Here is a 22612-nt window from a genome sequence, read left to right on the forward strand (position 1 = left end):
TTATTTCGCAGGGGAGGCCAGCGGCTTCCCCTTTTCCACCGTAAACACCCCCACCAGCTTCATCGGCACGCTGCCGGTGTTGCGGGCGTCGTGGATGGTGCCGGCCGGCAGGATGAAGGCGTCGCCCGGCTTCAGCTTGCGCGGCGGCTGACCGTCGATCAGCAATTCTCCTTCACCTTCCATCACATAGCTGACTTCGTCGCCCGGATGCGTATGGCGGCCCGCCAGCACGCCGGGCGCCACTTCCACGGTGGCCACCACCGCTTCGCGGCCCGGCACCGACACGTCGCCTCTTTGCACCACGGTGCGCTGGATGCCGCCACCCTGCGCCTGCGCGCCGGGCACCGCCAGCATGGTTGCGGCCATGGCGGCCATGGCGGCCAAGCTGCGCGCCGCCAGTCGGGCATGCATCATGATTGTCCTTGCTGTGGGTGGGGATGGTGGTAGTGGTGATCGTTGCCAAAGAATATCGCGTCCAGTATGCTGGCCGACCAGCACAGTACGCATGCCAGCGTGGCGGCTGTCATGGCCGGCCCTTCCGTGCGCGACGCGGCGATCTGCTGGGCGATCATGGCGATATCGAAAGGTATGGTGCCGTTGGCCAGTTGCCCGGCCAGCACGTTCACCTGCGCCATCACCACGCGCAGGATGTACAGCGCGCCAGCCAGCGTGGGCAGCAGGAAAATGCAGCCACGCGCGAAGCGCTTCAGTACCAGTATCTGCCCCAGCCCCGGAAACAGCAGGCCCGAAATCAAAGCCGCCTTGAGTGATTGCTTCATGGCCGTCCTCCTGAACAGTGAGTCCTTATCTTACTCTTTTTGCAAAACCGTGGGAACGTGTTGTTTGTTGCACAGCGCAAGCATGCCCATGCTGTGAGCCATCGGCGACTGGTATTCCAATCATCTCCGTTGCGGTCAAGGCAGTAATATTTCCCCTGTGAAGCGCCAAGTTCCCGCCGCCGGCGAACACGGCGAATCTCTATTTACGGCGTTGAAACATGTTGCGGCGCGTGCAGCAGGCGCAATTCAAAATCGGCAATGGCCGATTAATTTCTTTCGGCAATACCGACAGCCACGATCTGGTGCGGAACCGGGCACGCTGGCGCTGGCGGACCGGGCCCTGGCTGTAATTGGGCGCCGTCCGCCGCGCATCGCCAGCTCCTGCGGCAGGCTTCCTGGCATGCCTGGAATCAGCACGAAGCAGCCAGAATATGGCATGGTTCGGCTTCCAGCCGCCCGTTCCTGACCACGATGACGCGCTCCGCCATGGCGATGGTCTCGGGGCGGTGGGCGACGATGATGCGGGTCAGTCCCAGCGCCTGGATGGTGGCATTGACGCTCTTTTCGTTTGCGATGTCGAGTTCGCTGGTCGCTTCGTCCAGCACCAGGATGCTCGGACGGCGGTATAAGGCGCGCGCCAGTAATATGCGCTGTTTCTGTCCGCCGCTGATTCCCACGCCGTTATCGCCCGTAATGGTGTTGTAAGCCATCGGCATATTTTCTATTTCCTGGTGTACCGCCGCCTGCTGCGCGCATGCGCGGATACGCTGCCAATCCGGTTCGGGATCGAAGAAACTGATATTCTCCGCCACCGATCCGGAAAACATGCGGTCCTCCTGCATCACCGTGCCTATTAATTGGCGGTAACTGGTTAATCCCAGCCTTCTGATCGGTACGCCGTTTACCAATACCTCGCCGTGTTCCGGCGTTAATAAGCCCAGCAGGATCTTGATCAGCGTGGTTTTACCGCAGCCTGAGGCGCCGGTAATGGCGACGCATTCGCCGGGCTGGATCTTCAGGTCGACCTGGTCGAATACCAGCGGCTCGGTGGGCGAATAGCGGAAGCCGACGCCGCGCAACTCCAGGCTGGGCGCACCGGCCGGCAGGTCCGGCTCGTCGGCGTCGTGCGGGCCTTCGGCTTCGCTTTCCGTCAGCACGATATCGGCCACGCGCTCGCCGTGCAGGCGCAGCATGCGGAACTCCACCAGCTTGTCGATCAGCGCACCCAGGCGCTGCGAGAACTGGTCCTGGTAGGCAATGAAGGCGAACAGCATGCCGACCGTGAACTGATGGTCGAGCACGGCCCGCGCGGCCAGCCACACCACCAGGATGCGCTCGGCGCCGAACAGCAGGGTGCGCGCGGTGTCGTGGCTGATGTGCAGGCGCTGCATGCGCAGCTCGGCGTTGAACTGCTCGGCCAGGATGTTGAGCCAGCCGGCGCGGCGCTGCTCGCCCTTGCCGAACAGGCGCACGCTCTGGATGCCGTTGACGGTTTCGAAGAAGTGCGTGGTCTGGCGCGCCGCGTGGATGATCTGCTCGGCGGTGGCGTCGCGCAGCGCGTGCAGCAGGCTCCAGCGCAGCAGCGCGTACAGCGCCACGGCGCCTACCGCCACGGCGGCCAGGGTGCGGCTGTACAGCATCATCATTACCAGCGTGCCGGCCACCATCACGCCGTCCACCAGCGCCTGCACGAAGCCGGTGGTGAGCGTTTTCTGGATCGCGGCAATCGAGCCGAAGCTGGCAATGATGCGGCCGACGTGGCGTTTTTCATAATACTCCAGCGGCAGCCGCATCATATGCGAGAACACATTGCCGAACCACTGGAAATTCATGCTGGTGCTTAGCGCCACCACGAACCAGCCGCGCACGGCGGTGATGGCGGCCTGGATCAGCACCAGCAGGCCGAAGCCGAGCGCCAGCGTGGCCAGCAGGTCGCGGTCGGCCGACAGCAGCGCCTGGTCGACCACCCATTGCAGGAAAAATGGCAAGCCGATAGCGACGCACTCCAGTCCCAGCGCCAGCAGCAGGATCTGGCTCATGCCACGCCGCAGCCCGGTGATATGGCCCATCAGGCCGCGCAGGGTGAACTGCAATTCCTGGCGCGCCGGACGGAAGTCGGAGGCCGGGCGCAATTCCAGCGCCACGCCGGTGAAATGCTTGCCGAATTCGGCCAGGGTCATGCTGCGCCGGCCCACGGCCGGGTCGTGGATCACCACCTGGCGCGCCGAGACCGACACCAGCACCACGAAATGGTCCATGTCCCAGTGCAGGATGCAGGGCAGGGCCAGTTCCGGCAGGTTGGCCGGCTCCAGGCGCAGCGGCCGGCTCTCAAACTTGAGTGCACGGGCGATGCGCATCAGGCTCTCCAGCGTGGCGCCTTTGCGCGAAATCGGAAAGCGCAGCCGCAGCGCGGCCAGGCCGGTGCGGTAGCCGTGGTAGTCGGCCACCATGGCCAGGCTGGCCAGGCCGCATTCGGTGGCTTCCGTCTGCAGGAAGACCGGCGCCTTGCGGCGCCATCCCAGATTGATCATTCGGCTTGCCTTCTTGTTGCTTTCTTCATAACCGGCCCCGCATGCCCAGCAGCGGTTCCAGCGCCCACTCGGCCAAGGTGCGCTGTTCCAGCACCAAAGTGGCGCCCAGCTGCATGCCGGGCATCAGGGCGCGCCGCTGGCCCGCGGCGCTGATCTGTTGCGCGTCGAGCCGGACGCGGACGCGGTAAACAGGTTCGGCCGCGCCCAGCGTGGGCATGCCGGGTGCGCCGGTGGCGGCCGTGGCGTGGCCGCCGGCGCGCTGCAGCTCGCCCAGCGGCGCGGTGGCCTGCGAAATTTCCCGCACCTGGCCAGTGAACTGGCCAAATTTCTGGTAGGGGAAGGCATCGTAGCGCAGCATCACGGCGGTGCCGGGACGGATGAAGCCGGCGGCGCGGGTGGGCACATACAGCTCCGCTTCCAGCGCGCTGTCCTGCGGCAGCAGGCTGGCCACGCGCTGGTCGGCCGTCACGGCCTGGCCCTGGTCGAGCACGATGGCTGCCACGCGGCCGGGCTGGTCGGCGCGCACCAGCAGTTCGCGCTGCGCTTCGCTCTCGCTGGCCGCCTGTTTCAGCGCTTCTATGTCGCGCTGCAACTGCGACGCTTCGCGGCCGCTTTGCAGCGGCAAGTCGGCGCGGCTGGCGGCCAGCGCACCGATGTCGCGCTGCAGCGCCAGGCGGGTCACTTCCAGCGCGGCGATGCGCGCTTGCTGTTCCACCAGTTCGGCAGCCTTGTCGCTGGCGGCGTTGCGCGGCACGGCGCCGTCGCGGGCGAGATCGGCGACGTTGCTGCTCACTTCACGCATGATCTGTACTTTTTCGCGGCGCAGCGCCAGTTCGCTGTCGAGCTGGCGCAAGCTGGCCTGGAGGTTGGCCAGGCGCTGCGCCAGCTCTGCGCCCCGGTTGCCGCGCTGTTGGCCTTGCTGTTCCAGTTCTTGCTGCAAATGGGCGATGCGCGCCTGCAGTGACTGGTTGATGGCCGCTTGGGTGGCGCCGCTGGCGCTGGTGCGCTCGCTTGACAGCAGATACAAGGGGTCGCCTGCGCGCACGGCCTGGCCTTCCCGCACGTACAGGCGGCTGATGACGCCGGCCTGCGGCGTGGCCAGGCGCACGCTGCCGCGTTCGGGCACCAGCATGCCGCTGACGGTTTCCTTGCGGGTGAAGCCGAAATTGAGGGCGAAGACGATGATGGCCGCGACCAGCGCGCAAAAGAACAGCGTCAGCGCCGGGTAGCTCCAGGTGCGGGCAAGCACGACGGTGCCGTGAAATCTGTGGGTCTTGTGGGTAATGGCCTGTTGCCGGAACAGGCTATTCATACGCGGATGCCATAAAATGTGCGGGGTTGAGCCGGACTGCCCGAGGGCGGCCCGGCTGGTGTTGAACGCGCTGGCTGGCTAGGCTGGCTGGCGCGCTGCGTGCTTAGGCCTTGGCGGCGACCGTGATGGTGGCTGCCGCGTACGGCACCAGGTCATGGCCCAGTTCCGGCGCGCCGGCGACTGCGGTCACTTCAGCGGTGGACAGTTCGCGCATGGCGGTGGTGGCCACCGGCGCGGCGTTGGTCGAGAAGGCGCTGCTCAGTACGGAGAAGATCGATTGCATGGTGTACTCCTTAAAAAACGACGATGGGAACTGCTCGGAAAACAGATGTGCGTTGCGGCGCATCTGCGAAACTGCTGCTACAAAACATGTTGTTCATGGGCTAGCCTTGCCGGCGGACGCGGCCAGTGCGCGCACATAATGCGTTTCCTGGTAAGCGATGCGCTGCAGCCTGGCTTTTTGTTCCGCCACCGCCGCAGCGTTGCCGGTGCACAGGTGCGCACGCACGTGGGGGGCCAGCAATGCGTAGTCGAAACTGTGTTCGGCCAAGCTGCCCAGCACTTGCTGCGCCTTGAGGCAGGCGGCGCGCGCCGCCTCGCCATCGCCCGCCGCGCGCTCCAGGTCCGCCTGCATCAGCAGCGCGGTCGCCAGCGGCGGCACCGGCTGGGTGGTTTTTTTGTTGCTCTCGTATAGCTGTTCCAGAATGGCGGTGGCGTCGGCCAGGTTGCGCCGCGCATCGCCCAGTTTGCCGAGCTGGAGCTGGGTGGTGGCCAGCGCCTGCTGAGCCAAGGCGGTGACCTGCAGCATGCGGTCGGTGGGCGGCTTCCGGTCGGGCGAGGGCAGCGAGGCCAGCTTTTCACGCAGCGCCAACTGTTTCGGCAGGCTCTCGGCTGCGTTGCCCAGTTCGCTGTCCAGCGCGTACAGTTTGCTTTGCGCCGCGTACAGGTTGACCTGCCAGTGGCGGTTGCTGGCGTCCAGCTTGACCACCTCGCGCATCAGGCTTTCGGCGTTGCGCAGTTTGACGCGCGCCTCGTGCTGTTGTCCCATCGCCAGCAGCAGTTCGCTCTGGAATGCCATGGCGTTGGCGATGCGATAGGTCCACAGCGCGTCGCTCGGGGCGGATGAATGCAGCGGCAGCAGCAGTTCTTCCTCGCGCTGGTAGAGCGCTTTGGCTTCGTTCAGCAGGCCCAGCTTGCTTTTCGCGTCCGCCAGCCAGGACAGGGTGTTGGACAGGTCGGCCGGCAATTTGGGGTGGCCGGGCTGCGCGGCCAGCGCCTTCTGCTTGAGCTGTACGGAACTGTCGAACGAGTCGGCGGCGGCCGCGTAGTTGCCGCGCCGCATGGCGAGCGCGCCGAGGTTGCTGTGTGCATACGATTGCTCGATCCAGCTCTCGCTGTCGTCGGGCGCGGCCGCGGCCAGGCTGTCGCTGTGCAGCCGGTATTCGATGAAGAACTTTTCGGCCGGTTCCAGTTCCCCCCGCAGCAGATGGATCTGGCCCTGGTAGAAGGCATTGGCGCCCAGCGCCTTGTACAGCGCCTTGGGATCGGTGTCGGTGTGCTGCAGGCGGAGCAGGATGGCGTGCGCCGCCTGCAAGGCTTCGGTGGCGTTGGTCAGGTTGGAGCGCGCGATATTCACCTCGGCGATCACATGCAGCGCCTTGGCGCGTTGCGACAGCGTGGTCGGGCCGGCATCGGTGTTCTGGGCCGAGGACAGGTAGGCCAGCGCGCGGCCGCTGATGCCATCGAGCAGGTCCAGCCGGCCCAGCGGACGCAATTTCTCGACGAATTCGCCCAGCATATAGCTCATCAGGCCTTCGGCCTCGGTGCGCTGCTGCTCGGCGTCGCGCTCGGCGTTGCGGGCGGCGATGCCCAAGATCACGGCCAGTATCGCCAGCAGGGTCACGCCCGCCATCATGGCCACCTTGATGCGTTCGGCCAGCTTGACCCCTTGCACCGAGACGCGCACGTATTCCTGTTCCAGCGGCGCCAGCGTGAAACCGTCCAGGTCCAGGAGCGCGCGCGCCTGGTTGACCTGGCTGCCGCGCGGCAGCAGCAGGTCGCGCGGGCGGCCGGCGGCGGCCCAGCGTTCGGCGTCGTAGCCGATGCGGGTGCGCACCTGCAGCGCGTGGCGGTGCTGTTCGATCCAGTCGGCCACGCGCGGCCAGCGCCGCAGCAGCGCCTCATGGGTGACGCCGAAGCTGGCTACGTCGCTGGCCAGCTCGCTGACGAACAGGCGCGCCTCGACCAGCGCGCGCACCAGCGCCTGCGCCTCGGCACCGTGCAGCGAGGACCAGGCGGCGCGCCGCGCGGTGACCGCGCCTTGCTCTTCGGACAGGTCGACCAGCAGCGACAGCACATGCGGCAGGGCCGCCCGCTGCGACGGTTCCAGCGCCTCCACCACCTGTTCGGCGCGCGCGGCAATGGCGCCGTCGATGCCGCCCAGCTGCTCGAACACGGCAAAGCGCAGCATGCCGTCCTCGCTGCGCTGGCGGTACAGCTCGTTAAGGCAATACTGTAGCAAAGGCAAGGTATCCGGACTGCCGCGCGCGGCGTCGCACAGCACGTCGTCCAGGCTGGCGCCGCTGACCGGGTCCTGCTCGAAGCGCAGCTGGGCGGCGCGCGCGGGCTGGCGCACGATCTGGGCGATGTCCGCCCCTTCCGGCGGGCTGAGGTCGAAATGGCCGCCGCGCGCCTTGAGCGCCATCAGCGCGGGCAGGGCGATCACGTCCGGGTAGAAATCATTGCGGCAGGCCAGCATTACCAGCACGGCGCCGGAGCGGGCCAGTTGCTCGAGTAATGCAATAAAGCGGGCGCGGGTCTCGTCGTTCATGCCGGGCGCGCGGAAAATCGCTTCCAGGCGGTCGACAAACAGGCCCACGCGCGGGCGGCGGCCGCCCAGCTGCAGGCGCTCGATTACCGCCTCGCTGTGCGCGCCCTCCAGGCGCTTGGCCAGCGCCTCGGCGTTGTCGCCGCTGAACATCAGCTTGCCGTCCAGCTCGGTATCCAGCAGCACGGCGGCCAGCGCCTGGAACAGGCCGCCTTCTGCCAGGTCGGCGCAATCGAGGTACAGCGTGCATTCCAGCGCCACCGGTTCGGCCACGCTGCTCAGGCTTTTCATCAGTTGCGGCAGCAGGCCGGCCCGCACCAGCGAGGTTTTGCCGGAACCGGACGGGCCCAGCACCAGGGCCATGGCGCAGCCGGAGGTGGTTTGCTTGCGCACCAGGTCGCGCAGCTGGGCCACGGCCTGCATCCTGCCGAAGAAGACCGCGGCGTGATTTTCCTGGAACGCTTCCAGGCCGCGGAAGGGGGAGCCTTGCAGCCAGCCGCCTTCATCAGCGGCAACATTGGCGACCACGGCCGCGATGGCGCGGTAGCCACGCTTGCGGATGGTCTCGATGAAGCGCGGGTCCGTACTCGAATCGCCGAGTGCGCGGCGCAGCTGCGTGATGGCTTTATGGACCGGATTGTCGCCCAGTTCCATATTGCCCCAACAGGCTTGCAGCAGCTCTTCGGCCGGGATTACGGCACCGGCATGACGGCACAAATAGCGCAGAACATCCATCGCACGTGGTTCCAGCTGACTACTTTCGTTTCCATTATGCAACGTATTGCTGTCTGGATTGATTTGCCATTCGCCGAAGCGAAAGCCCCTGTCGCTCATTGTGCTGCCTATGATCAGATTAATTTTTGATAAAAATCAATGCCTTACGTATCCGGAAGAATTCAGGAAGGCGCCGGAAGGTAATCAACATTACAGTACATTCATGCAATCAGGCTAGATATTAGCATTTCCTCAAGAAAGAATATAAGATGTCAAATGTATCCATGTTTACCTTTAGCAACGCCGTCGAAGCCGGAGGCATGCGCACGCTAAGCCTCCCGCCGCAGGGTTCGGCTTTGCACGCGCCGGCAGCGTTGGGCGGCTACGATCTGGTCTGGGCGCTGGCGCCGGAAACCCTGCGGGCCCAGCTTTTCGGCTTGCAAAAGGCGGGCAAGCTGCCGTCCGAAGTTCTGGTTGGTAACCTTGAAGCGGCGGGCCTGATGATAGGCGGGCCGGACGCCGACCGGGTCCGCCTGGCGGTCCCGCACCTGACGCTGGACGCCGGCGCGCCGCGCAATGCCAGCCTGGAATTGCTGTTTACAAGCGGAAACATGAGTTTTTATGACGGCACGGTCAATCGCGCCAACGTGCGCAAGCAGTCTGTTGCAGGGTGGAAACTGACTTTCAATGTCAAGCTGCAGTTGGAACCGGTCGCCCTCGGCGACGCCATGAAGGACGCCAGCCCGGACTGCGCCCGGGCGCTCATGCGTTTTGACGACACGCGCTACCGCCTGCACGCGCTGGCGCTGGATTTCGACCATGGCGACCTGCTGCACGCCGATCCGGCGCGCACCCGCCTCGGCACCGACGATCCGGTTCTGGCTGGCAATTTTGTCAACGCCATCGGCGCCTGGCTGCGCGGTCTGGCCGACACCGGCACGCCGTTTGTGCTCGGCTACGCCGCCGTGCGCGCCTGCCCGGGCGAGGATGCGCTGAGCAGGCTGCAGGCCGGCAGCGTCAGCGTGGCGGCGGCGGGCACGTTGAACTTGCTGCACATGCTGGGCCGCAAGGCCAGCTCGGACGGCCGTGGCGCCGCCGGCGGGCCCGGCCTGGCGACGCTGCGCCCTGGCTATGCGCCTGGCTGCGCCGCCCGCGCCGTACTGTCGCGCGACGTGTTTTTCAAGCGTTTCCTGAAGCCGCTGCTGATCGAGCCCATCCAGCAGCGCCTGACCCAGTTGCCGGACTACCGCAACCTGCGCGTGGCGCCGGACGGCGCGCTGAACCGCGAAGAGTCGTTCAATGAGAAATCCGGCGTGTCGGCCACCATGGACAATGCCGCGCGCGCCGTGTTCGTGCCCAACGCCAGCGGCTGGGGCTACCGCGACCACGTGCTGCTGCATTGGCGCGAAGGCAACCGCCTGTCCCACGTGCGGGAGTCGGAGCAAGACCTGCAGTTCAGCGTCACGGTGTCCACCCAGCCCGACAGCATGGGCGTGCCGCGCCTGACGGTTGACCTGTACAGCTCGCTGATGCGCTACGAGTGGGACCGCGCCAGCCAGAAGATGGCGCTGTTCAACCGCAAGGTCAACCTGGGCAAGGGCTGGGCCCGCTGCACCATGCACTGGGCGATGCGGCTGCAGTTCGTGGCCGACGACCATGGCGCGATCCGCGTGACGGTGACCCCCAAGCGTTCCCCGGCAGCGACTGATTCGGGCGTGGTGGGCATGTATATGGTGTCCGATGCGCTGGGCCACCTGCTTAATATGAATAAGCTGAGCAACGAATGGGAAGGCAATCCCGCCAGCCTGGCGGTACTGCAGCAGGAAGTAGTGGCCGGGTTCGGCGAAGCGGCGACCGGCTTGTTCAACCAGATGGCCGGCCAGCTGGTGCTGCCAACCGGCCCGCAGCCCGGCTGCCGCCGCGTCCAGTTGAACGAGGACGGCAATATCGAGCTGGATCTGGGCTGGTAAGGCTGGCCGGTTGGGGCGCGCAGCGCCCAACCCGCCCCACGGTGGCCATCACGCCAAAAAAAACCCGGCAGCGCCGGGTTTTTTGCTTGCGGTTACTCGTAATCGCTGATCGGTGCGCAGCCGCACATCAGGTTACGGTCGCCGTAGACGTTGTCGGCGCGGCCCACCGACGGCCAGTACTTCTGCTTGCGCAGCGCCGGCACCGGGAAGGCAGCCACTTCGCGGCTGTACTTGCGGTCCCAGTTGTCCGAGGTCAGCACTTCGGCCGTATGCGGGGCGAACTTCAGCGGGTTGTTCAGCTTGTCGAACTCGCCGCTTTCCACTTTGGCGATCTCGCCGCGGATGACGATCATCGCATCGATGAAGCGGTCCAGCTCGGCTTTCGCTTCGGATTCGGTCGGCTCGATCATCAGGGTGCCCGGAACCGGGAAGCTCATGGTCGGGGCGTGGAAGCCGAAGTCCATCAGGCGCTTGGCCACGTCTTCGTTGCTGATGCCGGTGGCATCGGTCAGCGGACGCAAGTCGAGGATGCACTCGTGCGCCACCAGGCCGTCGTGGCCCGAGTACAGCACGGGGTAGTGCGGCGCCAGGCGGCGTGCGATGTAGTTGGCGTTCAGGATCGCGGTCTCGGTGGCAGCCGTCAGGCCTTCGCCGCCCATCATGGCGATGTACATCCACGAGATCGGCAGGATCGATGCGGAGCCGAACGGCGCCGCCGAGATCGAGCCGATGCCGTCTTCACTGCGCACGTAGCCGTTGGAGCGCTGGTTAGGCAGGAACTTGGCAAGGTGCGCGCCCACGCCGATCGGGCCGACGCCCGGACCGCCGCCGCCGTGCGGGATGCAGAAGGTCTTGTGCAGGTTCAGGTGCGAGACATCGCCGCCGAACGCGCCCGGTGCGGCCACGCCCACCAGTGCATTCATATTGGCGCCATCTATATATACCTGGCCGCCGTGCGAGTGGATGATGTCGCACAGTTCCTGGATGCCGTCTTCGAACACGCCGTGGGTCGAAGGGTAGGTGACCATGACGCAAGCCAGGTTCTTCGAGTGCAGCTCGGCCTTGGCTTTCAGGTCGGCCAGGTCGACGTTGCCGCGCTCGTCGCAGGCGGTGACCACCACCTGCATGCCGACCATATTGGCCGATGCCGGGTTGGTGCCGTGCGCCGAGGACGGGATCAGACAAATGTTGCGGTGGCCTTCGCCGCGCGACTGGTGGTACTTCTGGATCACCAGCAGGCCGGCGTATTCGCCCTGCGAACCGGCGTTCGGCTGCAGCGACACGGCGGCGTAGCCGGTGACGGCGCACAGCATCTCTTCCAGCTGCGCGATCATTTCGCGGTAACCCACGGTCTGCTCGTTCGGCGCGAACGGGTGGATCGACGAGAATTCAGGCCAGGTGACCGGGATCATCTCGCTGGTGGCGTTCAGCTTCATGGTGCACGATCCGAGCGGGATCATGGTGCGGTCCAGCGCCAGGTCCTTGTCCGCCAGGCTGCGCAGGTAGCGCAGCATTTCGGTTTCGGAGTGGTAGCGGTTGAACACCGGGTGCGTCAGGTAGGCCGAGCTGCGGGCCAGCGCATCAGGGAAGCTGTTGTCCACGCCCGCTTCGACGGTGTCGAAGTCCGGCGCGGCAGGGGCGTTGGCAACGCCGGTGGCGAACACGGTCCACAGCGTGGCGATGTCGTCGCGGGTGATGGTCTCGTCCAGCGAGATGCCGACGTGGTTGGCGTCGATCTTGCGCAGGTTCACGCCATTGGCTTCGGCGGCGGCGTGCAGTGCGGCGGCGTTGGCGGTCTTGACGGTCAGCGTGTCGAAGAAGGTGTCGTTGATGCTGTAGCCCAGCGTGCGCAGGTTGGCGGCCAGGATGCCGGTATAGCGGTGCACGCGGTTGGCGATCTGCAGCAGGCCGGCAGGGCCGTGGTAGACGGCGTACATCGACGCGATCACGGCCAGCAGCACTTGCGCGGTGCAGATGTTGGAGGTGGCTTTTTCGCGGCGGATGTGCTGCTCGCGGGTCTGCAGGGCCAGGCGGTATGCCTTGTTGCCTTGCTGGTCGATGGTCACGCCCACCAGGCGGCCCGGCATCGAGCGCTTGAAGTCGTCGCGGGTGGACAGGTAGCCGGCGTGCGGGCCGCCAAAGCCCAGCGGTACGCCGAAACGCTGCGAGTTGCCGACGACGACATCCGCGCCCCATTCGCCCGGCGGCGTGAGCATGGTCAGGGCCAGCAGGTCGGCAGCGACGACCACCATGGCGCCGGTGGCTTTCACGGCTTCCACAGCGGCGCGGTAATCGCGCACCACGCCGTTCACGCCTGGGTACTGCAGCAGCACGCCAAAGGCGTCCGTCACGCCGGCCAGTTCGGCCGGGTCGAAGGTCTTCACGGTGATGCCCAGCGGCAGGGCGCGGGTCTGCACCACTTCCAGCGTTTGCGGCAGTACGTCGTTGGCGACGTAGAAGGTGTTCGATTTCGACTTGCCCACGCGCTGGATCAGCGTCATGGCTTCAGCGGCGGCGGTGCCCTCGTCCAGCATGGACGCGTTGGCGATACCCATGCCGGTCAGGTCGGTGATCACCTGCTGGAAGTTCAGGATGGCTTCCAGGCGGCCTTGCGAAATCTCGGGCTGGTAAGGGGTGTAAGCGGTGTACCAGGCCGGGTTCTCGAAGATGTTACGCAGCACCACGCCGGGCGTGTGGGTGTTGTAGTAACCCTGGCCGATCAGCGATTTGAGCACCTTGTTCTGCGCGGCGATGCCTTTCAGCTTGGCCAGCGCGGTGGTTTCCGGCATCGGCTGGTAGAACTGGCCGAGCGGCAGGGCGCTCTTGTTGCGGATCGACGGCGGCACGATCGCATCGATCAGCGCGGTACGGGTGGCGTAGCCGAGCACGTCGAGCATTTGCTGCTGCTCGTTGGCGTCCGGGCCGATGTGGCGGGCGATGAAAGCATCGCGGGCTTCGAGTTGGGTCAGGCTGGTACGGGTCATGATATTGGGCGCGGGCAGAAAAAAGGGCCAGCGGAATGCTGGCCCGGGGACATGCGGAATTAAGCGTCGGTGGTCTTGCCGTAGGCTGCTGCGTCGAGCAGGCCGTTGATGGCGCCGGCGTCGGCTGGCTTGATCTTGAACAGCCAGGCGGCGTAAGCGTCGGTGTTGATGGACTCAGGGGCATCGACCACGGCGTCGTTTACGGCAACGACTTCGCCGGCGATCGGTGCGTAGATGTCGGAAGCGGCTTTTACCGATTCCACCACGGCTGCGTCGTCGCCGGCGCCGTAGGTGGTGCCGACTTTCGGCAGTTCGACGAACACGATATCGCCCAGTGCGTCCTGCGCGAACTCGGTGATGCCGACGGTCACGGTGCCGTCAGCTTCAGCGCGCACCCACTCGTGGGACTCGGTGTACTTCAGGTCTGCAGGAATATTGCTCATGTGTGGCTCCAGTTGGTTATGTTCTTAAGGATTGGGGTCAAGCTACCAGGATTTTACCGTTACGCACGAACGGCAGCTTCACTACGGTGGCGGCCAGTTTCTTGTCGCGGATTTCCACGTGCACGGTGTCGCCCACGTTCACGCCGTTTGGCACGCGCGCCAGCGCAATGGCCTGCTGCATGGTTGGGCTGAAGGTGCCGCTGGTGATCTCGCCGGTCTGTTCGGAGCCGGCCACGATAACCTTCTGGTGGGCGCGCAGCACGCCGCCTTTTTCGCGCAGGATCAGGCCCACGAACTGGGCGTTCTGCCCCATGGCCTGCAGTGCCGCCTTGCCGATGAAGTCACGCTCGGACACCAGGTCGATGGTCCATGCCAGGCCGGCGTCCAGCGGGTTCACGGTTTCGTCCATGTCCTGGCCGTACAGGTTCATGCCCGCTTCCAGGCGCAGCGTATCGCGCGCGCCCAGGCCGGCAGGTTTCACGCCGGCGGCGTACAGCGCGTTCCACAGCGCCTCGGCCTGGTCGGCGGCCACGCCGATCTCAAAGCCGTCCTCGCCGGTATAGCCGGTGCGGGCAATCATCGCCTCGCCGTACGGGGTGTCCTGCACGAAGGCCACGTTGAACGGTTTCATCTCGGCGGTGGCGGCCTGCGAACCGGCGATTACTTCCCATACCTTGGCGCGGGCGTTCGGGCCTTGCACGGCGATCAGGGCCATGGCGCTGGCGCCGCCTTGCGCGGCATCCCTGCGCTGGGTGATGGTGACGCCCGAGCCCGTGGCTTCGTTCTGCGCTTGCATCCATGCCACGTCTTTTTCTGCCGTGCCGGCGTTGACCACCAGGCGGAACCAGCCTTCGTTGATGAAGTAGACGATCAGGTCGTCGATCACGAAGCCTTGCGGGTTCAGCATGCACGAATACAGCGCCTTGCCCGACACCTGCAGCTTGTCGACGTTGTTGGCCAGCAGGCCGCGCAGGAAAGCACGGGTGTTGTCGCCCTTGATATCGACCACGCACATGTGGGCCACGTCAAACATGCCGACGTCGGTGCGCACCGCATGGTGTTCCTCGATCTGCGAACCGTAGTTGACTGGCATGTCCCAGCCGCCGAAATCGACCATGCGAGCGTTCAGGGCGCGGTGAGCGTTATTGAGTGGGGTCGCTTTGAGCGTCATGGGGCAGTCCAATAGATATAGGGGTTAACAGAAGCAAAATGCACAGCACAATGCGACGAACCCCTCTGTCCTTGGTACCTGAGAGATAGCGGATGATCATCCGCACGCCCCTTCGGTGGGCTGCTGGCGTGGTGCCGCAGCCGCTCTCCAGAGTTTGACCCAGCTGCGCGGTGCGCCGCTGGCCCTTGACCGGTCCTTTTGCCTGAGAGTTTTTGGGTAGTGCCCCTTCGGCGGCAACGCGAGTTTGCCCTCTCCCGATCAAGACTGAGGAATATATGCCAGAAGGGACTTTATGTCAATCTTGCGGCGCGCGCGGGAGCGCGATGACCAGTGCCGTCCGGTGATGATTGGTGACTTTTTCGCCCTGGCAATCTGGTAATCTCATGGGCATTCTTTGTACTGAAGGAATTGCCATGCTTTGCCCAATCGACGACGCCCAACTGGCGCCCGGCAGTTTCAACGGCCACCAGCTTCACCGCTGCCCAAAGTGCCTGGGCGTGTCACTGAGCGGCACCTTGCTGCGCGAAGTGCGGGCGCACGCGGCGCTGCAGCTGCACAAGCAGGCCGATACGGCTGGCATTCGCCCGTGCCCTGCCGATGGCAAGGCGATGAAGCCGCTGAACTACAAGGGCGTCGCCATGTGCGCCTGTCCGCAGTGTTTGCGCCTTTGGCTGGACGCTGGCCAGCTTGCCCAGTTGCTGGAACTGGTCGAGCCACCCAAGCAGGAGGACTTGTCGAAAATCGGCCTGAGCCTACCCGGCAATTCGTCTGCGAACGGCTTCGATGGGCTGGGAGACCTCCTCGAATTCGCCTCGGAGGTGCTCGATGTTGTTTGGAAATATCACGGATTAACCAGGCACGAGAGCGGCCCCAATTATCGAAGTTCTGATCCGGCCTGGCGCTTTTCAACAACAGCTTATGGGCTGACGAGGCCGCCAGGCGGCTGAATTCGCAGCGCTGCGGCGCGCGCCGCCAGCATACTGGTAGAGTTGAAACAGTCTCCCACTGTTACTGCTCATGTTGTACAAATCAAAATTGTTGAACTGGCAAGCCTCGCGGGCGCAAAGCGGCGCGTGTCGCCTTGTCGAACGGAAAACCAGCATGCCCGCAGGCGCAAGGTCTTGCGGACGGCTCGTTCAGATTGCCCGTGCGTTCACTCTTGCTTTTCTGATCGGACTTTGCGCGCTTCCGGCAACAGCGCAGCAAGTTGTCAAAGTCGGCGGCTATGATTTTCCGCCATTTGTGGACAAGACCGCAGGCAGCGCCAGCCTGACGTTTGATCTGATTGCCGCCCTGAATGCATTTCAGAAAAAGTATGTCTTCGAATTTGTTCACACGTCATCGAAGCGGCGCTTTTCCCATTTTGACGAGAAACGTTTCGATCTTATTCTTTTTGAGGCCCTGGACTGGGGCTGGCTGGGCAGAGAGATCGAGGCGACGAATGTCATCATGCATGGCGGCACTGTCTACGTCACGCGGATGGAAAAGTATAAGGATCAGCGGTATTTCGATGATCTGAAAGGGAAAACGATCTGGGGAATTCTTGGCTACCACTATGGCTTCGCCAACTTCAATTCCGATTATGAGTTCCTGAAGAAGCACTTCAATGCCCACATGATCACGTCGCAGGATGGCCTGATTGAGGCGGCGGTTGCGGGGCGCGCGGATATATCGGTGGTGGTCAGGGAGTATTTGCAGATTTACCTGCTCAGGCACCCGGACGTACAACAGAAAATTCTGGTCTCGACGAAATTTGATGCCGTCAATTCCTACACCATCCTTGCCAGAAAAGGAAACAGGCCGGATGTCGCCGAACTCAACAAAATCCTGTCGGAGATGGAAAGCGCCGGCATTCTTAAAAAACTGTGGGGCAGATATAATCTGAAATGAACGGGCCGCTGGTGGCGGCCGCTGGGAAAGCGGGAATATCGGATACAGGGAATATGAACTCCAAAATCGAGGGTGGTGGCCGGATAAATGTGCTTTTTGTTTGCAGCAGAAATCAGTGGAGAAGCCCGACCGCAGAATCGGTCTGGCGCAGCCATCCGGCACTGAATGTCCGGTCAGGAGGAACAAGTCCGAATGCCAGGCACCATGTTTCCGAGGATGACATCCGATGGGCTGATGTCATCCTGGTCATGGAAGAGAAGCACAAGTCGCGGCTAAAAGCCGAGTACACGCGAGTGCTGGATTTTAAGCAGGTCCACGTGCTCGATATTCCAGATGAGTACAAGTATATGGACGCGGAACTTATCGAGCAGCTGCAGCAGGCCGTGCCGTCCATTCTGGGTGTGGACTAGAATCCCAGGTCATTTCCGGATCAAATGCCGGAAGCTTGGCTCAATGTTCCTCGCGTGCAGGAACTGAATGATGTCCTCCAGTGTGGCGTCTTTCAGCAGCAGCCCGTCGGCCGGCGCGGACGCGGGCGCGGAGGAGGGCGACGGCGGCGGGGCGCTTTGCTCGGCAACGGGCGCCTGCTGCAGCAGGCTGAGCGCATGCCGGAATTGCTCATCACTGATGCTGTGCAGCCCGTCCAGCAGGGCTGCTTGCCCGGCGTGGGGCGGCGGCATTTCCAGTCCCGATTCTTCCGCAAACGAGGCGCCCAGCCCGGGATTGATGAAGGCGGCCCATTTGCCGGTGCTCTGATGCAGGCAGGGTGGCACATCCATCAGGGCGCTGCCCGGTGGCGGCAGGTCGGGCACATATTTGGTCCACAGGAGCGCTGCGAAGCGCTGCGCCAGCGCTTCCGGCACCGCCGTGGCCAGCGACAGCCACAGGCCGTAGCCGCTGTCGCCGGAAATGCTCACCGCCGGCGCAGGCAAGCCCAACTCCGCCTGCAGCGCATTCGCCACGTCGCACAGCTGGGTCCAGTGCTGCGCCTCCAGGCCGCCCGCGACAGGGCGGAACGGGATGGCGATGGCGCGCGTGCGGCCATCCGCAACCAGCCGCACGTCCACGCCGGTCTGGCCCTGGGCGCGTTGCGCCAGCAGGTTGGTCTGCGTGGCGCCGCCGGGAAGGTAGAGTCTGGTTAATGCCGAAGTGAGGTTGTCCATCTGATTCCTTATGATCTGGGCCAGATTGTAGCGCGGCTGGCGCCGGACCGCGGTGTTGCCGTCCCGCGCACGAATGCCGTCCTGTCCCGCTATGAGGCGCTATGTTTTGTTAGAATCATTGCATGCATAAAAGTGAGGATACATTCATGGAAGACCAGGACAAATTGCAGGGCCATTCGTGGTTTACCCTGTCCGGCGACGTCAACAGCGACATGGTGCACCGCATGTTCGACGCGGCGGCGGACATGAGCGAGGACATGGTGACCGATGCGCACGTGCTGCTGCAGTCGAACGGCGGCTACGTGAGCGACGGCATCTGCCTGTACAACTACATGAGCAACCTGCCGGTCCGCTTCCACCTTTACAATGCCGGCGCCGTGGCGTCCATCGCGGTGATCGTTTTCCTGGCCGGCCACAAGCGCTACGCCAGCAGCACCGCCCGATTCATGGTGCACAAGTCGCATGCCAGCGCGCCGTCCGGGGCGCGGCCCGATGCGCTGCGCATCATCGTCGAAGGCTTGCAGGCGGACGACGCCCGCACGGAGGAAATTCTGCGCAGCCATGTGCAGTTCAGCGAGGAGCACTGGCGCACCCATGCCTATTCGGACTTGCACCTGACCGCCGCCGAGGCCGTCAAGGTGAACATGATTGACAAGGTAAGCGACTTCCGTCCGCCGCCGGGCCGCCGCATCACCAATATCTGAGTCCGAGGTCCGGGTCCGAGGCCTGAGCCCAACGCGAAACCGCCCGGCCGAGCGGGCCGGGCGGCGGGGGGGGCGGACAGCGATGCTGCCTAGCGGTTGCGCGAACCGCTGCGGCTGGTGCTGCGGCTGACCTCGCTGCGTGCCTCGTCGCTGCGCGAACGGCGGCTCTCTTCCTTGCGGTCGATGGCGCCGCCCTGCATGTCGGCGCGGCCTACCGAGGCCGATCCCGGTGCTCCCGATTGACGGCTGGCGCTGTTGGCATCACTATCTTTGCTCGGCCGGTCGCTTCTTTGCTTCGATTTCATGTCGCTGTCCTTTATGCAGTGAGGGAAAAATCAAACAAAATCACTATTTGTTTCTCGCGGGCTATTGCCAGATGGCAAGAATGTGCAAGAATGTGGTATCGCGGCTGTTAACATGAAATGGACAGGCCGGCCGCGCAGCCTGCCGCATTCAGGTTAGACCATGCTTTCACATCCGACAACTCCGGCAGCGCCAAAAAAAGCGGTCACCCCGCGGCATGCGCTATTGGAGAACCTGATCGAGATCGTCAAACGGCATGTGGGCGATCAATTCCTCGATTTCACCACCCGGATCGCCGCCGCGCTGGTCGACGTGGCAGATGGCGGCGGCGACGTGCGCGAACTCCAGGCCCGCATCCGCGCGGGCAATCTGTTGCGGAATGATCACTACCGCTACCTGAACCTGGCCCTCAGGGAGTTGGAGCGCGCGCTGCGGCAAGAGATCGCCGAACTGGCGCCCGGCGCCAGGGTCAAGCCGCGCGTGCTGGACCAGCCGCTGTCGCTGGTGTCGCTTGAAGAGATGGACAGCAAGGTCACGCTGGGCGGCATCAGCAAGCCGTTCGAAGTGCAATATTCGGATGCGCTGGCGACGCTGAACGTGCGCCTGGCCTTCCTGCTGGACCGCGACATTCTGCGGGTAAACCAGAATCCCTTCCGTCCGGAAGTGCTCCTGAATGCGCTGCAGCTGGCCTGGCTGGAGTTCAATCCGGACGAGGAGGCGGCGGGGATGCTGCTGGGCTTGCTCAAGCCCGGCATGTTCATGGAATTGTCGGCCATGCTGGAGGAGCTGAGCCTGACCTTGCAGCGCAAGGGCGGGTTGCCCGGTTCGGCGGAGGGCCACAAGCTGCGCAAGGCGGATTCGCACGACGCCAGCAGCGCCAGTCCGGCGCGCAAGCGCAAGCAGCAGGCCGAACTGGCCCAGCAGTTGCGGCAGTTCTTCTCGGCTACGCAGGACGCGCCGCTCGATCCCGATCTGATCATTCCCGATCTGCCCGATATTGCCAACTTGAAGGCGGGTGCGTGGGCGCAGGGCGCCGCACAAGGACCGCTGGGCGGCGTGGCGAACGAGGTGGCGCAACGGGCGGTGCAAACCGCAGCCAAGCAGCCGCTGATGAATTACCTGGCGCAGGTGCAGCAGAGCGCCATGCCCGCCGCCGGCTTCCTGATGGCGGGCGCGCAGGGCGGCGGCGTGGCCGTGCCTTACCCGGGCTTTGCGACCGGCTTCGCCCCGGCGGGCGCAGGGCAGGCGGGCGTCGGTGTGGGAGGGGCTGCGCCGGCAGGCGCCGGATTGCCCGCCGCAGCAGCTGCCGCTGGACATGGGGGCGGCTTCGGCGCCGCGGCGCCAGGCATGGTCGGCTTGTCCGGCGCGCATGGCGCGGCCGGAATCGCAGCCGGTGCTGGCGGTACCGGATGGGCCGCGCCAGGCGCGGCGCATGGCGGCTATCCCATGCCGGCCACTGGCTTCGTGCCGGCCGAGGGCATGGTGGCGGTGCCGGCCGGCAGCTTTGCGGTCCCGGTCAGCCTGGCGGGCTTGCCGGGTATGGCGGCTATGGCGGCTATGGCGGGCGGCGTTTCCGCCGGCGGCCAGGGCAGTGCGCAGGGCGGCAGCGCGCAAGGCCTGCTCGGCCTGCTGAACGCCGCGGCCAGCGCCGCAGGCGTGCAGGGCATCGCCAGCCTGGGCGCCGCGGCGCATACGGGAGATGGCGTTGCCGGCAGCGCTGCGCCCAACGTCTTCTACTTGCCCAACATCAAAAAGAACGCCCCGCAGGGCAGCCTGACGCGCTCGGACGAAAGCACCATCGACCTGCTGTCGGCCATCTTCGACACGGTCTTCCGCGACCAGAATATTTCGCAGGAAATCCGCGACCTGATCCGTTTCCTGCAAATCCCCGTGCTGAAAGCGGCGCTGGTCGACAAGGACTTCTTCTTCCAGGACAGCCATCCGGCGCGGCGCATGATAGACCTGCTGTCCAAGATGGGTTGGGAGCAGCGCAAGAGCCCGGAAGATCCGCTGTTCCAGGCCATGCAGCGCAGCGTCGAACGCGTCGGCCGCGACCACGACCTGGAGGTGTCCGCTTTCAGTGAAGCGGTGCAGGAGCTGGAAGCGTCCATCAAGGCCGAGGAGGCCGCGTCGGCGGCGGCCATCGCCGAGCCGATTGCCGCCGCGCTGAAGCAGGAGAAGATGGCCGTGGCCGCCAAGTCCGCCAAGAATGCCGTCGCCCTGCGCATTGGCACCGGCGAAGTGATCGCCATGGTGGAGGCCTTCCTCGAGAACAAATGGGTGTCGGTGCTGACCATCGCCTACAGCGTGGAAGACGGCAAGCCGGGCGCGGTGCAGAACGCCACGCAGACCATGGACGACCTGATCTGGAGCGTGCGGCCGAAAATTACCGGCGATGAACGCAAGCAGCTGATTTCCAAGCTGCCCAAGTTGCTCTCCACGCTGAACAAGTGGCTGGACGTGATTCGCTGGCAGGACGCGGACCGCCTGCAGTTTTTCGCCGAGCTGGCCGAGTGCCATGCCTCCATCGTGCGCGCGCCGCTGGAACTGTCGCCGGAGCGGCAGGTGGAAATCGCGCTGGAGGTGGCGCAGAAAGCCGCCGAGCGCCGCCTGGAGCTGGAGGCGAAGGCTGCCGAAGCGGCCGCCCAAACGCAGCCCGAACCGCAGCTGGCACTGGACGACGACGCCAGCATCGAGGCCGACGGCTTGGCGCGCGGCATGTGGCTGGAGTTCGACCAGGACGACGGCAGCACCCGCAAGGTCAAGCTGGCCTGGATCAGTCCATTGCGCACGCTCTACATTTTCTCCACCAGTGCGCGGCAGGAAGCGTTCTCGCTGTCGGGTGAAGCCCTGGTGCAAAAATTCCGCGACCACAGCGTGCGCGCGGTGCGCACCGAAGGCGTGGTGGCGCGCGCCCTGTCCGCCGCCATGGGCGGCCTGGCCGTCAACGACGACAATCTCGATCCCCCGGCCGGCGTGGCGGCCTGATCCGTCCTTTCAGGCTTTCTTCAGCGCGGCGATCAGGCCGTCGGACGCATCCTCGATATAGTCCAGCACCCGGTCGAAGCCGTTGGCGCCGCCGTAGTACGGGTCCGGCACCACGTCCGAGTCGGAGCGGGTGGCGTACTGCATGAACAGGGCCAGCTTGTGGCGGTGCTGGGGCGGGCAGGCCGCTTGCAGGCGGGCGAAATTCTCGTGGTCCATGGCCAGCAGTTGGTCGTAGTGCGCGAAGTCGCTGGCCGACACTTGCCGCGCGCGCTGCGCGCTCAGGTCGTAGCCGCGCAACGCGGCGTGGCGCGCGGAGCGTGCGTCCGGCGGATTGCCGACGTGGTAGGCGTGGGTGCCGGCCGAATCGACCTCAAGCTGGAGCCCTGCCGCTTCGGCACGCTGGCGGAACACGCCTTCGGCGGTCGGCGAGCGGCAGATGTTACCCATGCAGACGAACAGCACGGCCGGTTTGCGGCCGCCGGCCGGGCCGGCCGGATCACCAGGCGGGGCCATAGGCGTCCTTCCACTTGTCCTTCTCTTCGGGCTCGGGCAGCGGTTCCGGCACAGGCTGCCCGCGGCGCCTGGCGCGCAGTTGCAGCTCGGCGATCTGCGCCTCCGCCATCGCTACCTGGGCTTGCATGTCGATGATCTGCTTCATGATGGCCATGCGTTCTTTCGGATCGGTGGCCTCCATCAGCGCCTTGCGCAAGGTCTGGATTTTCTTCAGCAGGCCCTTGATCTGCGAGCGCAGCATGGCGATGCGCGCCGGCGTATCCATGCTGGCGGCGGTCCTGTTCGAGCCGGCCCCGGCTCCCGCTTGTATCTGCAAAATG

General features: G+C 64.9%; 20 protein-coding genes and 2 riboswitches. Of the genes, 7 read left to right on the plus strand and 13 right to left on the minus strand.

Annotation, left to right across the window (positions count from 1 at the left end):
* The 6 genes from ASD15_RS21300 to ASD15_RS21325 all read right to left on the minus strand — a co-directional run bounded on the left by ASD15_RS21300 (position 1) and on the right by ASD15_RS21325 (position 8184).
* The gene (locus ASD15_RS21300) at positions 1 to 375 is read right to left on the minus strand and encodes a cupin domain-containing protein (protein ID WP_157201107.1); all 375 of its coding nucleotides are present in this window, start codon (positions 373 to 375) and stop codon (positions 1 to 3) included.
* Between the two features lie 35 nt (positions 376 to 410).
* The gene (locus ASD15_RS21305) at positions 411 to 779 is read right to left on the minus strand and encodes a hypothetical protein (protein WP_057157024.1); all 369 of its coding nucleotides are present in this window, start codon (positions 777 to 779) and stop codon (positions 411 to 413) included.
* A 410-nt stretch (positions 780 to 1189) separates the two neighbouring features.
* The gene (locus ASD15_RS21310) at positions 1190 to 3310 is read right to left on the minus strand and encodes a peptidase domain-containing ABC transporter (RefSeq protein ID WP_057157025.1); all 2121 of its coding nucleotides are present in this window, start codon (positions 3308 to 3310) and stop codon (positions 1190 to 1192) included.
* Between the two features lie 25 nt (positions 3311 to 3335).
* Positions 3336 to 4622, minus strand: a complete 1287-nt coding sequence (locus ASD15_RS21315) for an HlyD family secretion protein (protein WP_057157026.1) — start codon at positions 4620 to 4622, stop codon at positions 3336 to 3338.
* A gap of 103 nt (positions 4623 to 4725) precedes the next feature.
* Complete coding sequence (locus tag ASD15_RS21320; protein ID WP_157201060.1) at positions 4726 to 4905, minus strand: hypothetical protein; 180 nt, start codon at positions 4903 to 4905, stop codon at positions 4726 to 4728.
* 93 nt (positions 4906 to 4998) lie between these two features.
* Positions 4999 to 8184 carry a winged helix-turn-helix domain-containing protein gene (locus ASD15_RS21325; RefSeq protein ID WP_057157028.1) on the minus strand — a complete coding sequence of 1062 codons (3186 nt, stop codon included), beginning with the start codon at positions 8182 to 8184 and terminating at the stop codon, positions 4999 to 5001.
* On the opposite strand from ASD15_RS21325, the gene ASD15_RS32800 reads away from it, so the two are divergent.
* Positions 8077 to 8313: a hypothetical protein gene (locus ASD15_RS32800; RefSeq protein WP_162249927.1), complete on the plus strand. Its 237-nt coding sequence runs from the start codon at positions 8077 to 8079 to the stop codon at positions 8311 to 8313. The two genes, ASD15_RS21325 and ASD15_RS32800, sit on opposite strands and share 108 nt — an antisense overlap.
* A gap of 119 nt (positions 8314 to 8432) precedes the next feature.
* Positions 8433 to 10133, plus strand: coding sequence for a hypothetical protein (locus ASD15_RS21330; protein WP_157201061.1), 1701 nt, complete (start codon positions 8433 to 8435; stop codon positions 10131 to 10133).
* A gap of 92 nt (positions 10134 to 10225) precedes the next feature.
* Here ASD15_RS21330 and gcvP read toward each other — a convergent pair whose 3' ends face one another.
* From gcvP to gcvT, 3 genes are read right to left on the minus strand one after another with little or no spacing between them, the layout of a single operon-like run.
* A complete protein-coding gene (gene gcvP, locus ASD15_RS21335) occupies positions 10226 to 13117 on the minus strand; it encodes an aminomethyl-transferring glycine dehydrogenase (protein WP_057157030.1) in 2892 nt (963 codons plus the stop codon).
* A 59-nt stretch (positions 13118 to 13176) separates the two neighbouring features.
* Positions 13177 to 13560, minus strand: coding sequence for a glycine cleavage system protein GcvH (gcvH, locus tag ASD15_RS21340; RefSeq protein WP_057157031.1), 384 nt, complete (start codon positions 13558 to 13560; stop codon positions 13177 to 13179).
* 37 nt (positions 13561 to 13597) lie between these two features.
* Positions 13598 to 14731 (minus strand): glycine cleavage system aminomethyltransferase GcvT, encoded by a 1134-nt coding sequence (gene gcvT, locus ASD15_RS21345; protein WP_057157032.1) that lies wholly within the window; start codon positions 14729 to 14731, stop codon positions 13598 to 13600.
* Between the two features lie 55 nt (positions 14732 to 14786).
* Positions 14787 to 14892: riboswitch (glycine riboswitch) on the minus strand.
* 19 nt (positions 14893 to 14911) lie between these two features.
* Positions 14912 to 14998, minus strand: a riboswitch (glycine riboswitch).
* Positions 14999 to 15081: 83 nt separating this feature from the next.
* Here gcvT and ASD15_RS21350 point away from each other — a divergent pair.
* The 3 genes from ASD15_RS21350 to ASD15_RS21360 all read left to right on the plus strand — a co-directional run bounded on the left by ASD15_RS21350 (position 15082) and on the right by ASD15_RS21360 (position 17031).
* Positions 15082 to 15678, plus strand: coding sequence for a zf-TFIIB domain-containing protein (locus tag ASD15_RS21350; RefSeq protein WP_157201062.1), 597 nt, complete (start codon positions 15082 to 15084; stop codon positions 15676 to 15678).
* 154 nt (positions 15679 to 15832) lie between these two features.
* A complete protein-coding gene (locus ASD15_RS21355) occupies positions 15833 to 16621 on the plus strand; it encodes an ABC transporter substrate-binding protein (RefSeq protein ID WP_162249931.1) in 789 nt (262 codons plus the stop codon).
* 53 nt (positions 16622 to 16674) lie between these two features.
* A complete protein-coding gene (locus ASD15_RS21360) occupies positions 16675 to 17031 on the plus strand; it encodes a low molecular weight protein tyrosine phosphatase family protein (protein ID WP_082552022.1) in 357 nt (118 codons plus the stop codon).
* A 9-nt stretch (positions 17032 to 17040) separates the two neighbouring features.
* On the opposite strand, the gene ASD15_RS21365 is transcribed toward ASD15_RS21360, so the two are convergent.
* Complete coding sequence (locus ASD15_RS21365; RefSeq protein WP_057157035.1) at positions 17041 to 17784, minus strand: hypothetical protein; 744 nt, start codon at positions 17782 to 17784, stop codon at positions 17041 to 17043.
* A 146-nt stretch (positions 17785 to 17930) separates the two neighbouring features.
* On the opposite strand from ASD15_RS21365, the gene ASD15_RS21370 reads away from it, so the two are divergent.
* Complete coding sequence (locus tag ASD15_RS21370; protein ID WP_057157036.1) at positions 17931 to 18488, plus strand: ATP-dependent Clp protease proteolytic subunit; 558 nt, start codon at positions 17931 to 17933, stop codon at positions 18486 to 18488.
* Positions 18489 to 18577: 89 nt separating this feature from the next.
* On the opposite strand, the gene ASD15_RS32485 is transcribed toward ASD15_RS21370, so the two are convergent.
* Positions 18578 to 18793 (minus strand): hypothetical protein, encoded by a 216-nt coding sequence (locus tag ASD15_RS32485; RefSeq protein ID WP_157201063.1) that lies wholly within the window; start codon positions 18791 to 18793, stop codon positions 18578 to 18580.
* Positions 18794 to 18953: 160 nt separating this feature from the next.
* On the opposite strand from ASD15_RS32485, the gene ASD15_RS21375 reads away from it, so the two are divergent.
* Positions 18954 to 21779 carry a DUF1631 family protein gene (locus ASD15_RS21375; protein ID WP_057157037.1) on the plus strand — a complete coding sequence of 942 codons (2826 nt, stop codon included), beginning with the start codon at positions 18954 to 18956 and terminating at the stop codon, positions 21777 to 21779.
* A 9-nt stretch (positions 21780 to 21788) separates the two neighbouring features.
* Here the strand turns inward: ASD15_RS21375 and ASD15_RS21380 are convergent, their stop codons facing one another.
* Complete coding sequence (locus ASD15_RS21380) at positions 21789 to 22292, minus strand: low molecular weight protein-tyrosine-phosphatase (protein ID WP_082552023.1); 504 nt, start codon at positions 22290 to 22292, stop codon at positions 21789 to 21791.
* On the minus strand, positions 22276 to 22608 hold the full coding sequence (locus tag ASD15_RS32805) for a FlxA-like family protein (protein ID WP_162249932.1): 333 nt from the start codon (positions 22606 to 22608) through the stop codon (positions 22276 to 22278). The genes ASD15_RS21380 and ASD15_RS32805 overlap by 17 nt, the downstream gene beginning before the upstream one ends.
* Positions 22609 to 22612: the final 4 nt, after the last annotated feature.

This window comes from Massilia sp. Root351, assembly GCF_001425045.1.
In the GTDB taxonomy this organism is placed as follows: domain Bacteria; phylum Pseudomonadota; class Gammaproteobacteria; order Burkholderiales; family Burkholderiaceae_D; genus Rugamonas.